Origin of the sequence: Roseococcus sp. (genome assembly GCF_965227005.1) — a bacterium.
Lineage (GTDB): Bacteria > Pseudomonadota > Alphaproteobacteria > Acetobacterales > Acetobacteraceae > Roseococcus.
In genome coordinates this window covers 255,740-269,395 of record NZ_CBDDFJ010000037.1, presented here as the reverse complement: position 1 = coordinate 269,395, position 13,656 = coordinate 255,740, and the positions used below count along the sequence as shown (strand labels likewise).

Here is a 13,656-nt window from a genome sequence, read left to right as displayed (position 1 = left end):
CTTCATGGCAGCACCTTACCGGGATTCATGATGCCCTTGGGGTCCAGCGCGGCCTTGATGGCCCGCATCGCCGAGAGCTCGGCGCCACCGCGCCAGGCTTCCATCATATCGGTCTTCAGGCGCCCCACGCCATGCTCGGCGCTGAAGCTGCCGCCCAGCTCGCGCACGATCTCGTTCACGCAGTCCATGATGTCATGCCCGCGCGCCAGGAACTCGGCCGGGTCCATCCCGACCGGCTGCTCCAGGTTCATGTGGATATTGCCGTCGCCCATATGGCCGAAGGGCACCGGCCGGCTGCCCGGGATCAGCGCCACGAGATCGGCCGAGGCGCGGCGGATCAGCTCGGGCACGGAGGAGACCGGGACGGAGACATCGCTCTTCACGCTGGCCCCGGCACGCTTCTGCGCCTCGGGATGCTCCTCGCGCAGGCGCCAGATGGCGGCGCGCTGGGCCTCGGATTCGGCGAGCGCGGCGTCCAGCACCTCACCCTCTTCCAGGGCCGCCTCCAGGACCTGCTCCATCAGCCCGCGCAGCCCCGCGCCCTCGCGCGAGGCGGAGAGGTCCACCAGGACGAAATGCTCGAAGCCCGGCGCGACGGGCAGGGTCGCGCCCTCGATATTCGCCATCACCAGCCCCATGCCGATGCCGGACATGTATTCGAAGGCCCGCACCGCGCCCTCGTCGGCCGCGCGGAAGCGGCGGAACAAGGCGAGCGCGGCATCCTCGGAGGCCACGGCGCAAAGGGCAGTCGCCGTCTCCTTCGCGGCGGGGAAGAGGCGCAGCACGGCGGCGGTGATGACGCCCAGGGTGCCCTCGGCGCCCACGAAGAGGTGGCGCAGCGCGTAGCCGGTGTTGTCCTTGCGCAGGCGGCGCAGGCCGTGGATCACGCCGCCATCGGGCAGCACGACCTCCAGGCCTAGCATCAGCTCGCGCGCATTGCCGTAGCGGACCGTGGTGTTGCCGCCGGCATTCGTGGAAAGCAGCCCGCCGATCATGGCCGAGCCCTCGGCGCCCAGACTGAGCGGGAAGAGCGCACCGTGTTCGGCCGCGACCTCCTGGGCCTTGGCCAGGATCAGCCCGGCCTGGACCGTCATCGTCATGTCGGCCGTGTCGATGTCGAGCACCCGGTTCATACGGGCGAGACTCAGGATCACCTGGTTGGGCCGGGCCTCGGGGGTGGCGCCGCCGACCATGGAGGTGTTGCCGCCCTGGGGGATCACCGTGATCCCGCGCTCGGAACACAGGCGCAGGCAAGCCGAGACCTCCTCGGTGCTGGCCGGGCGCAGCATGGCCATGGCCTCGCCGCGGTACAGGCCACGCCAGTCGGCCAGGAAGGGTTCGAGGTCGGATTCCTCGGTGAGAATGCCATTGGGGCCAAGGATGGCACGGAAGGCATCGAGCAGGACGGGGGAGCGAATGTCGTCGGGCATGAGGGGGGTTATAGCCGGCCTCGCCCATCACTCCATCCTCCCCTTCCTCCGGCCCCCTCCTCGGCCTCGTGACGATTGGTGACCGGGAGGCGGATTGGGAATTGCCGCCGCCCTGGGGTCTGCTAAATGAGGTCCGTCCCAATTTTCTGGAATGAGCAACCAACATGGCATCCGGACGCATCATTGGAACGGCCGTCGTGGCCGTCGCCTTCGTCGTCGGCGGTTTCGCCCTGATGAACTGGTGGCAGAAGCCGCGCACGCCCGTCGCGGGCCAGACCAATTCCTATTATCAGTCGGCCAACGAGCCGCGGGTGATCAACCGGCTCGAGGGTTGCGAGGGCTTCAACGCCTCGATCGACGAGGCCATCGCGCTTCAGAACCGCATCGGCCATCCGCACAACGCCGACCGCCTGCGCCCGCTCAAGCGCGACTGTTCCGGCGAGCAGCAGGAACATTACCGCGCCGTCACGCGCTGATCCGGGGCACCACCTCCCGCGCAATCCAAAACCGGGTGGTTCACGAAAAACGCCTGGCGTGGTGTATGTAGCCTCCAATTTCTCGCTGGATGTCGTCATGCGCTCGGCAGCATGTCCCGCCCTGGATGACCGGGGCGTGGCTCATTGGGTTCTCGCCGGCGGACGGCGTCGCCCCTCGGCATGCCGGCATGCCTCTGACGATCTTCACCGGAAATCGGGAAATATCATTGCTTTATCAGCCATTTCCGGCGGTCTAACCCCAGAGTCGAAAGCGAAGGCACTTTGACGCTTCTCATTACGGGCGGTTTTGGCTTCATCGGCTCGGCCGTGGTGCGCCGCCTTCTGACGGCGACGGACCACGCGGTCGTGAACATCGACAAGATGACCTATGCGGCCACCCCGGCCTCGCTGGCCCCGCACGCCGCCGATCCGCGCCACATCCACATCCGCGCCGATATCTGCGACCCCGAGGCGATGCGCGCCGCCTTCGCCGCCCACCGCCCCACGGCCGTGATGCACCTCGCCGCCGAAAGCCATGTCGACCGCTCCATCGACGGCCCTGCCGAGTTCATCCGCACCAACGTCGTCGGCACCCAGGTGCTGCTCGAGGCCGCGCGCGAATTCTGGAACACCCTGCACGGCGAGGCGAAATCCGCCTTCCGCTTCCACCACGTCTCCACCGACGAGGTCTTCGGCTCGCTCTACCCCGGCGACGCGCCCTTCACCCCTCAGACGCCCTACGACCCGCGCAGCCCCTATTCCGCCTCCAAGGCCGCCTCCGACCACCTGGTCCGCGCCTGGAACCACACCTATGGATTTCCCTCCTTCGTCTCCAACACGACGAACAACTACGGCCCCTGGCAGTTCCCCGAGAAGCTGATCCCGCTCGTCACCCTCAACGCCCTGGAGGGCAAGCCGCTCCCCGTCTACGGCGAGGGCACCAATGTGCGCGACTGGCTGCATGTCGAGGACCATGCCGAGGCGCTGGTGCTCGCTTTGCTGCGCGGCCAGCCCGGCGAGACCTATTGCATCGGCCCGCGCCAGGAGCGCACCAACCTGGAGGTCGTGCACGGCATCTGCGCCGTGCTCGACCGCCTGCGCCCCGACCCCGCCGGCCCGCGCTCGCGCCTCATCACCTTCGTGCGCGACCGCCCCGGCCACGACTTCCGCTACGCCATGGACCCCTCGGGCGCCGAGGCCGCGCTTGGCTGGAAGCCGCGATACGATTTCGAGACCGGGCTGGAGCACACCATCCGCTGGTATCTCGACCACGAGGCCTGGTGGCGGCCGATCCGCGACCAGGCCTATGCCGGACAACGACTGGGGAACGGCGCATGAAGGGTATCATCCTGGCCGGCGGCTCGGGCACGCGGCTGCACCCGATGACGCTGGCGGCGAGCAAGCAGCTGCTGCCCGTCTACGACAAGCCGATGGTCTATTACCCGCTGGGCACGCTGATGCTGGCGGGCATCCGCGACATCCTGCTGATCTCCACCCCGGCCGACCTGCCCAGCTTCCAGCGCCTGCTGGGCGATGGCAGCGCCTTCGGCGTGACGCTGACCTATGCCGAGCAGCCCTCGCCCGACGGCCTGGCCCAGGCCTTCGTGATCGGCGCGGACTGGATCGGCGGGCAGGCCTGCGCGCTCGCGCTCGGCGACAACATCATCTACGGCGAGGGCCTCTCCGAGCGGCTGCTGAGTGCCGCACGCCGGGCCGAAACCGAGGGCGAGGCAACGGTCTTCGGCTATCGCGTCGCCGATCCCGAGCGCTATGGCGTGGCGGAATTCGACGCGACGGGGCGGGTGATCTCGCTGGAGGAAAAGCCGCTCAAGCCCAAATCCGACTGGGCGGTGATCGGCGTGTATTTCTACGACAAGCGCGTGACGGAACTCGCCCGGCAGGTGGTGCCATCCGCGCGCGGCGAGCTCGAGATCACCGATCTCAACGAGATCTACATGCGCGACGGCACGCTGCGCGCCGAGCAGCTCGGGCGCGGCTGCGCCTGGCTGGACGCCGGCACGCCCGCCAGCCTGCTCCAGGCCGCGACCTTCGTGCAGACCGTGCAGGAGCGGCAGGGCCTGCAGGTCGGCTGCCCCGAGGAGATCGCCTATCGGCGCGGCTTCCTCACCGCCGAGGAACTGCGCGTCCGCGGAAAGGCCCTCGGAAAGACCGCCTATGGCCAGTATCTCATCGAACTCGCCAATGGAGAGTTCGCGTGAAAATCACGCCGCAATCCATCCCGGACATCCTGCTCATCGAGCCCAAGCGCTTCGGCGATGCGCGCGGCTTCTTCTCCGAGGTCTATAAGCGCAGCGCGCTCCGCGCCGAGGGCTTCGACGTGGATTTCGTGCAGGACAACCACAGCCTCTCCAGCGAGGTCGGCGTGCTGCGCGGCCTTCACTTCCAGCGCCCGCCCTCGGCCCAAGGCAAGCTGGTGCGCGTCGTGCGCGGGCGCATTCTCGACGTCGCCGTGGATATCCGCGCCGGCAGCCCAACCTACGGGCAGCATGTCGCCTGTGAGCTCTCGGCGGAGAACTGGCAGCAGCTCTGGGTGCCGCGCGGCTTCGCGCATGGCTTCCTGACGCTCGAGCCGGACACCGAGGTCCTCTACAAGGTCGATGCCGAATACGACGCCCAGGCCGATGGCGGCATCGCCTGGGACGATCCCGCCCTCGCCATCGACTGGCCGCTGCCGGAGGGCGGCCCCGTGCTCTCCGCCAAGGATCGCGCGGCGCCCAGGCTCGCCGACATCGCCCCGCCCTTCCCGGCGGGTTCGGTCTGATGCGGCGCATCCTGGTTACCGGCCAGGGCGGCCAGCTCGCCACCGGCCTGGCCGAGAGCCTGCCGGCCAAGGGCTTCGAGCCCCTGCCCGTCGGCCAGCCGGACTTCGAATTCGACAGGCCCGAGACGGTCGTGGCCGCCTTCGCCGCGCTCAAGCCGGACGCGGTGGTGAATTGCGCCGCCTGGACCGCCGTGGACGCCGCCGAAGAGGACGAGGCCGGGGCTTTCCGCGCCAATGCCCTCGGCCCGGCCCTGATCGCGCGGCTTTGCGCCGAGGCGGCCATCCCGCTCATCCAGATCAGCACGGACTACGTCTATGACGGGCTGAAGGGCGCGCCCTATGTCGAGACCGACGCGCCCAACCCGTTGAGCGCCTATGGCCGCACCAAGCTCGCCGGCGAATGGGCCGCGCTGGCGGCCAATCCCCAGACCACAATCCTGCGCACGGCCTGGGTCTTCTCGCCGGTCGGCAAGAACTTCGTGAAGACCATGCTGGCCGTCGGCGCGACGCGGCCGGAGCTGCGCGTGGTGGCGGATCAATACGGCCACCCGACCGCCGCGCCCGATCTCGCAGATGCCATCGCCGCTGTCTTGGAGCGCCTGCGCGAGACAGGTTGGCAGCCGCAATATCGCGGCGTCTTCCACGCCATGGCGAGCGGCTCGACCAACTGGCACGGCTTTGCCGAGGCCATCTTCGCCGCGGCCCAGCCCTATGGCGGGCCGAAGCCTCTCGTTCACCCGATCGCCACGCACGAATATCCGGTGAAGGCCGTCCGCCCGTTGGATGGACGCACCGAGGGCGCGAAGCTGCGCGACACCTTCGGGGTGCAGCTGCCAAGCTGGCAGCAGGGCCTGGAGCGCGTGATGCAGGCGCTGCACGCCTGAACTGAGCTCTCAGGCGTCGCGGGGCGCCGCCGCGCGATCCAGCCGGTCGCGGATCGCCGGCCCCAGCCCGCCGCCGGGCACCGGCATGACGGCGATGCCGCGCAGGCCCGAGCCATCCAGCGCGCGCAGGCCCTGGAACAGGCGCGCGGCGGCCTCGCGCAGATCCTGTGCCGCCGAGAGCTGAAACACCGCGCCCGCTCCCTCCAGCGGCGCGCCGAAGGCCAGCAGCGCCTCGTCGGGCGCCACTACGGTCGCCTCCAGCCGCACTGGCAGCGCCGGCGCGTAATGGGACAGCATCATCCCCGGGCTGCGCAGCGCGCCCCCGGCCTCGGGCGAGGCCGGGCGTCCCACCGGGCCGATCACGGCCTCGATCGCCTCCTGCGGCACGCCGCCGGGGCGCAGCAGAACCGCCTCGGTCCCGGAGAGGTCCAGCACGGTGGATTCGACGCCGACCTCGCAATCGCCCCCCTCCAGCACGGCGGCGATGCGGCCCGACAGCTCCTCCATCACATGCGCGGAAGTGGTCGGACTCACCCGCCCGGACTGGTTGGCCGAGGGCGCGGCCACGGGGATGCCCGCCAGTCGCAGCAGCTCCCGCGCGGCGGGATGACTGGGAACGCGCACGGCCAAGGTGTCGAGCCCTGCGCCCGTCAGCAGGTCCACCCGACTGTCCGCGCGGCGCGGCAGCACGAGGGTGAGCGGGCCGGGCCAGAAGGCCGAGGCCAGGGCGCGCGCGCGCTCGTCCGGGTGGACCTCTGCCCAGGCCGATTCCGCATCGGGGAAATGGCAGATGAGCGGGTTGAAATGCGGCCGGCCCTTGGCCTCGAAGATGCCCGCCACGGCCTTGCCGTTCCGCGCATCGGCGCCGAGGCCATAGACCGTCTCGGTCGCGAAGGCGACGAGCTCGCCGGCCCGCAGCAGCGCGGCGGCCTCGGCCGCATCCTCGATCAGCCGTGTCATGCGCGCGCGCCCCAGGCGACGAAGCCCCCATTGCGATAGCCGGGCTTGCCATAGGTCAGCGGCGCGCCGTCCGCGTCCACGACACACCCGCCCGCCGCCTCCAGCAGCGCCTGCCCGGCCGCCGTGTCCCATTCCATGATGCCCGAGCTGAGCCGCGGCATGACGTCCGCGCGGCCCTCGGCCATCCAGGCGAATTTCAGCGCCGAGCCCATCCGCGTCGTGGTCGCGATGCGCAGGTCGGAACAAAAGCCCTCGGTGGCCGCGTCGTCGCGGTGGGAGCGGCTGTCGAGCAGATGCAACCCCTCGGCCGGCGGGGTGCGGGCGCGAATGGGCCGGCGGGCGCCGCCACGCTCGACCCAGGCCCCCTGCCCCACGATCCCACCATAGATCTCGCCGTTCGAGGGGACGCCGATCACGCCCAGCACCGGCCGCCGCGCCACGATCAGCGCGATGCAGGTCACGTACTCGTCCCGGCCGGCGGCGAATTCGCGCGTGCCGTCCAGGGGATCGACCAGCCAGAAGGTCTCCTCCGGCTCGGGCATGCCGCTCTCGGAGCAAGCCTCCTCGCCGACGACCAGCCAGTCCGGCACGGCCTTCAGCAGGCCCTCGGTGATGATGCCCTCGGCCAGGCGATCGGCCGCCGTGACGGGACTGGCATCGCCCTTGCGCTCGATGGCGAAGCCGGCGCGGCGCACGGCCTCGATGGCCCCGCACGCATCGCGGGCCAGGCGAGCGGCGAGGTCGAGCAGGGCGGTGTGATCCATTACAAAGGGTCTATCGCCCCCCCATGGGATGACGCAAGGCGAGGGCGACCCTATTGTCGATACCATCCAAGGAAAGCCGGGACCCCCCACATGCTCGACATCGCCTTCGCCAAGCCGGCCCTTCCGAAATCCGGCGCGCTCGTCCTCCTGATCGCCGAGGGCGCGGCCCCCGCCGGCCTCGCCGCCGAGCTCGACACCGAGATGGAAGGCGGGCTGACCCGCGCGCTGGAGGCCGCCGCCTTCAAGGGCAAGAAGGGCCAGTCCGTCACGCTCTGGGCGCCCGTCGTCAGTGTGAGCAAGCTGCTGGTCCTGGGCATGGGCCCCATCGCGGGCGTCGATGCCGAGAAGCTGGGCGGCAGCCTCTATCCGCAGGTCTCGGGCGAGGCGCATTGCACCGTCGCCGCCGACGCGCTGACGGCGAGCCAGGCCGCTGCGGTCGCCATGGGCGCGGCGCTGCGCGCCTATCGCTTCGACCGCTACCGCACGACCGAGAAGGCCGAGGACAAGCCCAAGCTCGAAAAGATCACCGTCCTGGCCGCCGATCACGGCGAGGCCAAGCACGCCTTCGCACCGATGAAGGCCGTGGCCCACGGCGTCTTCCTCGCGCGCGACCTCGTCTCCGAGCCGGCGAACGTGCTCTTCCCCATCGAATTCGCCGATCGCTGCAAGGAGCTGACCAAGCTCGGCCTGGAGGTCGAGGTGCTCGGCCCCAAAGAGATGAAGAAGCTCGGCTTCGGCGCGCTGCTGGGCGTGGCCCAGGGCAGCATCAACGAGGCGCGCATGGTGACGATGCGCTGGAACGGCCTCAGCGGCGGCAAGAAGAAGGCCGAGAAGCCCGTCTGCTTCATCGGCAAGGGCGTGACCTTCGACACGGGCGGCATCTCCATCAAGCCGGCCGGTGGCATGGAGGACATGAAGTGGGACATGGCGGGCGCGGGCACCGTCACGGGCCTGATGGCCGCGCTGGCGGGCCGCAAGGCCAAGTGCGACGTGGTCGGCATCATCGGCCTCGTGGAGAACATGCCCGGCGACAACGCCCAACGCCCCGGCGACGTGGTGACCTCCGCCTCGGGCCAGACCATCGAGGTGATCAACACGGACGCCGAAGGCCGCCTCGTGCTCGCCGACGTGATCCACTACGCCATCGAGAAGTACGACCCCAAGTTCATGGTCGATCTCGCGACCCTGACCGGGGCGATCATCGTGGCGCTCGGCCATGAGCATGCGGGCCTCTTCTCCAATGACGAGGAGCTGGCGCAGCGCATCCTGGCCGCCGGCACCGCGACGGGCGAGCTCGCCTGGCGCATGCCGCTGGGCGAGGCCTACGACAAGCAGATCAAGTCCGACATCGCCGATATGAAGAACGTCGGCGGCGGGCGGGCCGGCGGCTCGATCACGGCCGCGCAGTTCATCCAGCGCTTCGTGCAGGGCCGCCCCTGGGCGCATCTGGACATCGCCGGCACGGCCTGGAGCAGCAAGGACGCGGCGACCATCCCCAAGGGCGCGACGGCCTATGGCGTTCGCATGCTCGATCGCCTGGTGGCGGATCACTACGAGGGCTGAGCCGTTGCTCAAGCTCCGGCGCGAGGCTTCGAAGGGCGCGGTCCTGCTGCGCCCGATCATCGAGGGCGCGCTCCATGCCTCGGGCTTCTCGGGCCAGCGCGGCGAGGTGCTGGAACTCTCGCCGCAGGAACGCTGGATCGGCGCCGACCACGCCGCCACCGCGCCGGAATGGGAGGCCGTGGGCGCGGCCTGCATCGCCGCGGCCGGAGCGTCGCCGCGCGTGGCGCTGGATGCGCGCGGGCTTTCGCCGCATTTCGCGATCGCGCTGGGCATGGGCGCCGTACTGCGGGCCTGGCGCTTCGAGGTCCTGAAGTCGAAGCGTTCGCCGGGGCCGCGACGGCTCGAATTGCTGGTGGACGACCCGCTGGCGCTGGGCGCCGCCTGGGCCCGCGCCGGAGCGCAGCTCGCCGGCGTGCTGCTGGCGCGCGAGCTTGTGGCCGAACCCGCCAACCGCCTCACGCCGCGCGAATTCGCCAGGCGCCTGCGCGGGCTGGAGCGCGAGGGCATCGAGGTCGAGGAGTTCGGCCGTGCCGCGCTGAGGAAGCTCGGCGCGGGAGGAATCCTGGCGGTGGGTAGCGGCAGCGCCGTGCCGCCGCGCATCGTGATCCTGCGCTGGAAGGGCGATTTCCGCGCCCCGCCGGTGGCCTTCGTCGGCAAGGGGCTGTGCTTCGACACGGGCGGCATCTCCATCAAGGGCGCGGCCGGCATGGAGGCGATGCGCGCCGACATGGCCGGCGCCGCCGCCTGCGCCGGGGCGATGCTGGCCCTGGCGCGGCGCAACTCGCCCTGCCCGGCCGTCGCGATCCTCGCCATCGCGGAGAACATGACCAGCGGCTCCGCCTATCGCCCCGGCGATGTGCTGCGGATGATGAGCGGCCGCACGGTCGAGGTGGTGGACACCGATGCGGAGGGTCGCCTCGTCCTGGCCGATGCGCTGCACCTGGCCGCCACGCGCTTCCGCCCCCAGGCCGTGCTGGACCTGGCCACCCTCACCGGCAGCGTCATCACCGCGCTGGGCCATCACCGCGCGGGGCTGTTCCACAACGACGCGGCGCTGGGTGCCGCCACAGCCGCGGCCGGCGAGGCGGTGGGCGAGCGGCTGTGGCACCTGCCCATCGGCGAGCGGCATCGCGAGGAGCTCAACAGCGACATCGCCGATCTCAAGCAATGCGTGCCGGGCGGGACGCGCTTCGTCTCCGACGCCTCCAATGCCGCGGCCTTCCTGCGCGAATTCGTCGGCACCCTGCCCTGGGCGCATCTGGACATCGCGGGGATGGACACGGCCGAGACCGACGATGCCCTCGCCACCAAGGGCACGCCGACGGGCTTCGGCGTGCGCCTGCTGGACGCGCTGGTGGAACGCCATTTCGAGGACCCGCACCGGGTCTGATCGCGCCGTGAATCAAGCATGCAAAGGGAGAAGCCGATGAAGGCCGTCTGGTACGAAAGCAATGGCTCCGCGCGGGACGTCCTCGTCCATGGCGAGATGCCCACCCCCGAGCCCGCGGCGGGCGAAGTTCTGGTGCGCATCCATGCCTCGGGCGTGAACCCCTCGGACTGGAAGACGCGCGCCGGCTCCCGCCCCATGTCCGCGCCGCGCGTCATCCCGCATAGCGACGGCGCGGGCGTGATCGAGAAGGTCGGCGCGGGGGTGGATGCCGCGCGCATCGGCAGCCGCGTATGGATCTGGAACGGCCAGTGGAAGCGGCCCTTCGGCACGGCGGCGGAGTACATCGCGCTGCCCTCCGCCCAGGCCGTCGCGATGCCCGATTCCCTGAGCTTCGAGGCCGCCGCCTGCCTCGGCATCCCGGCGCTGACCGCGCTGCGCGCCATCACGACCGATGGCGGCGTGGCGGGCCAGACGGTGCTGGTGACCGGCGGCGCGGGCGCGGTCGGGCACTACGCGATCCAGTTCGCCAGGAGGCTGGGCGCGAGCCGGATCCTCGCCACGGTCAGCTCCGAGGCCAAGGCCGCGCATGCGCGCGCGGCCGGGGCGGATGCGACCATCGATTATCGCCGCGAGGATGTGGCGGCGCGCGTGAAGGAACTCACGGGCGGGCGCGGCGTGGACCGGGTGGTGGAGGTGGATCTCTCGGGCAATGCCGCGCTGCTTCCGCAGATCCTGGCGACGGATGGAATCTGCGTGGCTTACGGCTCGAACGAGCGCGAGGTCGCGGTGAATTTCGGACCCATGATCCTGGGCGGCCTCGCGATCCGGTTCTTCATCGTCTACGAGCTTTCGGCCGCCCCCCGCGCGGAATGCGAGACGCTACTGGCGCGCTTCTTCGCGGAGGGCGGGTTGCAGCACACCGTCGCCGTGACGATGCCGTTATCGGAATGCGCGGCGGCGCATGACCTCGTGCAGTCGGGCCAGGTCATGGGGAATGTGGTACTCACGATCCCGTGACGGATATCGGCTTCTACCACCTGACGCGCAGCACGCTGGAGCAGGCGCTCCCGCGGCTGCTCGGCCGCGTGCTGGCGATCCCGGCCCGCGCGCAGGTGCTCTGCGCGAGCGAGGAGCGGATGCAGTCGCTGGACGACACGCTCTGGACGACCGCCGAGCCGGACTGGCTGCCGCACGGCACGCGCGATCCCGCCGATCAGCCGATCTTCCTCACCTTGCAGGACGGGCCGCCGGCCAATGGCGCGGCGCATCTCTTTCTGACCGATGGGATGGAGAGCGCGCATCTGGGCGATTACGCGCGCGCTTTCGATCTGTTCGACGGCGGCGACGAGGAGGCCGTGGCGGCCGCGCGCCGGCGCTGGAAGGCCGCCAAGGAGGCGGGCCACACGCTGGCCTATTGGCAGCAGACCGAAAAGGGTTGGGAGAAGAAGGCGTAGCGACCGGGGCCGCCGCCCTCAGCTCTCCATCATGATCCCGGTGAGCGTCGCCATCTCCTGCCAGCGGCGCACTTCCGCAAGCTGGAAGACCGCGAAGTCCACCGCCCCCATCGGCGCGGCGTTCAGCCCGGCCTGCACGGCCCGCGCCGCCACCTCCGGCTGCGACATCGCGTCGAGGAAGGCCAGCGACAGCCGCGTGATCCGCCCGGGCTCCACGCCATGCGGCGCGAAGAGGCCGAACCAGGCGTCCACCGCCATGAAGGGCACGCCGGCCTGCTGCGTCGTCGGCAGGTCGGGGAAATCCGCCAGCCGCTCCGGCGCGCCGATCGAGAGCGCGCGCAGCCGGCCCTCGCGCGCCAGCGTCACCACGCCGGGCCAGGTCGAGACGTAGAAATCCACCACCCCCGCCACCGTGTCCGTCGTGGCCGGCCCGCCGCCGCGATAGGGGATATGCGTCGCATCCATCCCCGAGCGGCGCACGAAGGTCTCGGCCAGCACATGGCTCGCCGATCCCGCCTGCGACGAGGCGTAGGAGACGCGCCGCCCGCCGCGCCCCATCTCGATCAGCTCCGCCATGGTCCGCGCGGGCGAATTGGCCGGCACGACCGTCGCGTGATGCACCGTCGCCAGCCGCGCGATGGGCGCGAAGCTGTCCACCACGTGATAGGGCAGGTTGCGCGTCATCCACTGGTTGGAGGCGTGGGTCTGGTTGTGGCCGAGGATGATCGTATTGCCATCGGCCGCCGCGCGCGCCGCGGCCTCGGTGCCGATGATGCCGCCGGCGCCGCCGCGATTGTCCACGACGATAGGCTGGCGCAGCAGGACGCTCGCCCGCTCGCCCACCACGCGCGCCAGGATGTCGGTGCTGCCGCCGGGCGGCGCGGGCACGATCAGCCGCAGCGGCCCCGTGGATTGCGCGCGGGCGATGGCAGGGACGGACAGCAGTCCGGCGGTGAACAGGCGACGTTTCATGGACGCGGGATCCTCCTGCGCCTTCTATAAGCCCGATGTCCCGCCCGGCGAAGGCTCCGCGCTCAATCAGGGCCGCCGGGGAGGCCGGGCACGACCTCGAAGGCGATGCCGGCGGCGACCAGGGCCCGGGCCTCCTCGCCGCCGCGGACGAAGGGATCGCCGGCCTTGAGGCACACCACGCGCAGCCCCTCGCGCGCCAGCTCGACGAGGAGGGTGGCGGCCCCCTCCTGCGGCACGCGCCGCGCGTCGCGGCGGGCGAGGTCCAGCACCTCGGCACTGACCAGACGGTCATGGACGATCACATCGGCTTCGCCGAGCGCGCGCAGGGCGCGCAGGGTGAGGAGATCGGGCGCGCCTGGACCGGCACCCACCAGCTGGACGAAACCGCGCGGCGCGGCCTCGGCCTGCTCCAGCAGCCTCGCGAAGACGGCCTCGGCTTCGGCCTGACGTCCGCTCAAGGCGAGCGCCGCCGGCTCGCCCGTCAGAGCGCGCTCCATGAAACTGCGGCGGGCCGGCAGGCTCGGCAGGCGGGCGCGGACCGCCTGCTGGAAGCGCAGGCCCAGCGCGGCGACACGGCCGAGGAGCGGCGGCAGCACGGCCTCCACCTTCTGCCGGATCAGCCGCGCCAGCACGGGGGCCGCGCCGCCCGTCGAGATGCCGATGGTGATGTCGTCGCGCGTGACGATGGCGGGGGTGATGAAGCTGCACAGCGTCGGGCGGTCCACCACGTTCACCGGGATGCCGCGGCGCAGGCAGGCCGCGTGCAGGGCCAGGAGATCGCCCTCCGGCGCGCCCGAAGCGACGGCCAGGGCGCAGCCGTCGAGCAGGGCTTCCTCGAAGCGCGAGACCTCGCGCAACTGCGCGCCGGCGGCACGCAAGAGGGTAGCCTTCGCGACCAGCGCGTCGCCCTCTCCGAGGAGAAGCACCGGGCGGCCCGCGAGGTCCAGGAAGGAGGGGAAATGGCGCATCGGCGGCCGGCGC

At 71.0% G+C, this 13,656-nt stretch carries 14 protein-coding genes; 9 read left to right on the top strand and 5 right to left on the bottom strand.

What is annotated here, in order from left to right:
• Positions 1-2: 2 nt before the first annotated feature.
• On the bottom strand, positions 3-1,430 hold the full coding sequence (locus tag ACO057_RS21075; RefSeq protein WP_421995165.1) for an FAD-binding oxidoreductase: 1,428 nt from the start codon (positions 1,428-1,430) through the stop codon (positions 3-5).
• Positions 1,431-1,594: 164 nt separating this feature from the next.
• Between ACO057_RS21075 and ACO057_RS21070 the strand changes: the two genes are divergently transcribed.
• From ACO057_RS21070 to rfbD, 5 genes are all read left to right on the top strand, one after another.
• Positions 1,595-1,906 (top strand): hypothetical protein, encoded by a 312-nt coding sequence (locus tag ACO057_RS21070; protein ID WP_421995163.1) that lies wholly within the window; start codon positions 1,595-1,597, stop codon positions 1,904-1,906.
• A 282-nt stretch (positions 1,907-2,188) separates the two neighbouring features.
• Positions 2,189-3,244, top strand: a complete 1,056-nt coding sequence (rfbB, locus tag ACO057_RS21065; protein ID WP_421995161.1) for a dTDP-glucose 4,6-dehydratase — start codon at positions 2,189-2,191, stop codon at positions 3,242-3,244.
• Positions 3,241-4,125: a glucose-1-phosphate thymidylyltransferase RfbA gene (rfbA, locus tag ACO057_RS21060; RefSeq protein WP_421995159.1), complete on the top strand. Its 885-nt coding sequence runs from the start codon at positions 3,241-3,243 to the stop codon at positions 4,123-4,125. The genes rfbB and rfbA overlap by 4 nt, the downstream gene beginning before the upstream one ends.
• The gene (gene rfbC, locus ACO057_RS21055) at positions 4,122-4,688 is read left to right on the top strand and encodes a dTDP-4-dehydrorhamnose 3,5-epimerase (RefSeq protein WP_421995157.1); all 567 of its coding nucleotides are present in this window, start codon (positions 4,122-4,124) and stop codon (positions 4,686-4,688) included. The genes rfbA and rfbC overlap by 4 nt, the downstream gene beginning before the upstream one ends.
• Positions 4,688-5,572, top strand: coding sequence for a dTDP-4-dehydrorhamnose reductase (gene rfbD, locus ACO057_RS21050; RefSeq protein WP_421995155.1), 885 nt, complete (start codon positions 4,688-4,690; stop codon positions 5,570-5,572). Before rfbC ends, rfbD begins: the two co-directional genes overlap by 1 nt.
• 9 nt (positions 5,573-5,581) lie before the next feature.
• On the opposite strand, the gene ACO057_RS21045 is transcribed toward rfbD, so the two are convergent.
• Both ACO057_RS21045 and ACO057_RS21040 read right to left on the bottom strand, forming a co-directional pair.
• Entirely contained in the window at positions 5,582-6,532 is a 951-nt protein-coding gene (locus tag ACO057_RS21045; RefSeq protein ID WP_421995153.1) for an L-threonylcarbamoyladenylate synthase, read from the bottom strand.
• Complete coding sequence (locus tag ACO057_RS21040) at positions 6,529-7,296, bottom strand: 3'(2'),5'-bisphosphate nucleotidase CysQ family protein (protein ID WP_421995151.1); 768 nt, start codon at positions 7,294-7,296, stop codon at positions 6,529-6,531. The genes ACO057_RS21045 and ACO057_RS21040 overlap by 4 nt, the downstream gene beginning before the upstream one ends.
• Positions 7,297-7,386: 90 nt before the next feature.
• Between ACO057_RS21040 and ACO057_RS21035 the strand changes: the two genes are divergently transcribed.
• Genes ACO057_RS21035 through ACO057_RS21020 form a run of 4 tightly spaced genes read left to right on the top strand, consistent with a single transcriptional unit; the run spans position 7,387 to position 11,703 of the window.
• The gene (locus ACO057_RS21035; protein WP_421995149.1) at positions 7,387-8,859 is read left to right on the top strand and encodes a leucyl aminopeptidase; all 1,473 of its coding nucleotides are present in this window, start codon (positions 7,387-7,389) and stop codon (positions 8,857-8,859) included.
• Between the two features lie 4 nt (positions 8,860-8,863).
• Positions 8,864-10,249: a leucyl aminopeptidase family protein gene (locus ACO057_RS21030; protein WP_421995147.1), complete on the top strand. Its 1,386-nt coding sequence runs from the start codon at positions 8,864-8,866 to the stop codon at positions 10,247-10,249.
• 36 nt (positions 10,250-10,285) lie between these two features.
• Positions 10,286-11,266, top strand: coding sequence for an NADPH:quinone reductase (locus tag ACO057_RS21025; protein ID WP_421995145.1), 981 nt, complete (start codon positions 10,286-10,288; stop codon positions 11,264-11,266).
• Positions 11,263-11,703, top strand: a complete 441-nt coding sequence (locus tag ACO057_RS21020; RefSeq protein ID WP_421995143.1) for a DNA polymerase III subunit chi — start codon at positions 11,263-11,265, stop codon at positions 11,701-11,703. Before ACO057_RS21025 ends, ACO057_RS21020 begins: the two co-directional genes overlap by 4 nt.
• An 18-nt stretch (positions 11,704-11,721) precedes the next feature.
• On the opposite strand, the gene ACO057_RS21015 is transcribed toward ACO057_RS21020, so the two are convergent.
• Together ACO057_RS21015 and ACO057_RS21010 are read right to left on the bottom strand one after the other, a co-directional pair.
• On the bottom strand, positions 11,722-12,675 hold the full coding sequence (locus ACO057_RS21015) for a Bug family tripartite tricarboxylate transporter substrate binding protein (RefSeq protein ID WP_421995141.1): 954 nt from the start codon (positions 12,673-12,675) through the stop codon (positions 11,722-11,724).
• Positions 12,676-12,737: 62 nt separating this feature from the next.
• Positions 12,738-13,643, bottom strand: coding sequence for an SAM-dependent methyltransferase (locus tag ACO057_RS21010; protein ID WP_421995139.1), 906 nt, complete (start codon positions 13,641-13,643; stop codon positions 12,738-12,740).
• Between the last annotated feature and the right edge of the window lie 13 nt (positions 13,644-13,656).

Coding starts and splice junctions, on each gene's coding strand:
- ACO057_RS21075 (WP_421995165.1), bottom strand. CDS start 1,430: ATGCCCGACGACATTCGCTCCCCCGTCCTGCTCGATGCCTTCCGTGCC.
- ACO057_RS21070 (WP_421995163.1), top strand. CDS start 1,595: ATGGCATCCGGACGCATCATTGGAACGGCCGTCGTGGCCGTCGCCTTC.
- rfbA (WP_421995159.1), top strand. CDS start 3,241: ATGAAGGGTATCATCCTGGCCGGCGGCTCGGGCACGCGGCTGCACCCG.
- rfbD (WP_421995155.1), top strand. CDS start 4,688: ATGCGGCGCATCCTGGTTACCGGCCAGGGCGGCCAGCTCGCCACCGGC.
- ACO057_RS21045 (WP_421995153.1), bottom strand. CDS start 6,532: ATGACACGGCTGATCGAGGATGCGGCCGAGGCCGCCGCGCTGCTGCGG.
- ACO057_RS21040 (WP_421995151.1), bottom strand. CDS start 7,296: ATGGATCACACCGCCCTGCTCGACCTCGCCGCTCGCCTGGCCCGCGAT.
- ACO057_RS21035 (WP_421995149.1), top strand. CDS start 7,387: ATGCTCGACATCGCCTTCGCCAAGCCGGCCCTTCCGAAATCCGGCGCG.
- ACO057_RS21025 (WP_421995145.1), top strand. CDS start 10,286: ATGAAGGCCGTCTGGTACGAAAGCAATGGCTCCGCGCGGGACGTCCTC.
- ACO057_RS21015 (WP_421995141.1), bottom strand. CDS start 12,675: ATGAAACGTCGCCTGTTCACCGCCGGACTGCTGTCCGTCCCTGCCATC.
- ACO057_RS21010 (WP_421995139.1), bottom strand. CDS start 13,643: ATGCGCCATTTCCCCTCCTTCCTGGACCTCGCGGGCCGCCCGGTGCTT.